Source organism: Paenibacillus sp. FSL R7-277 (assembly GCF_000517965.1).
Classification (GTDB): Bacteria; Bacillota; Bacilli; order Paenibacillales; family Paenibacillaceae; genus Paenibacillus_AQ; species Paenibacillus_AQ silagei.
This window is the reverse complement of sequence record NZ_ASPX01000078.1, coordinates 1-223: the sequence shown is the minus strand read 5'-3', so window position 1 is coordinate 223 and position 223 is coordinate 1. Positions and strand designations below refer to the sequence as shown.

Annotated in this window: 1 protein-coding gene; it reads left to right on the top strand. The window is 53.4% G+C overall.

Annotated elements, in window-relative coordinates; translation table 11 throughout:
- A partial coding sequence (locus C173_RS21725; RefSeq protein WP_036728406.1) for an IS256 family transposase occupies window positions 1-223 on the top strand: 223 nt, incomplete at both ends.

Below are 223 nucleotides of genomic sequence, written 5' to 3'. Positions count from 1 at the left end.
GCGGGATGTGGCCCGGTTCATTGAAAGTATGTTTGGCAGCCACTACTCCCCCACCACGGTCAGCAATATTACGGCTACAGTGCTGGACGATATCCACCAGTGGCAAAAGCGGCCACTGAGCAAACGGTACTCTGTGATCTATTTAGATGGGCTGTACGTGAAGCTGAAACGGGGCACGGTTCGTGGTGAAGTGGTCTACTTTGCGATGGGAATTGACGAGGAG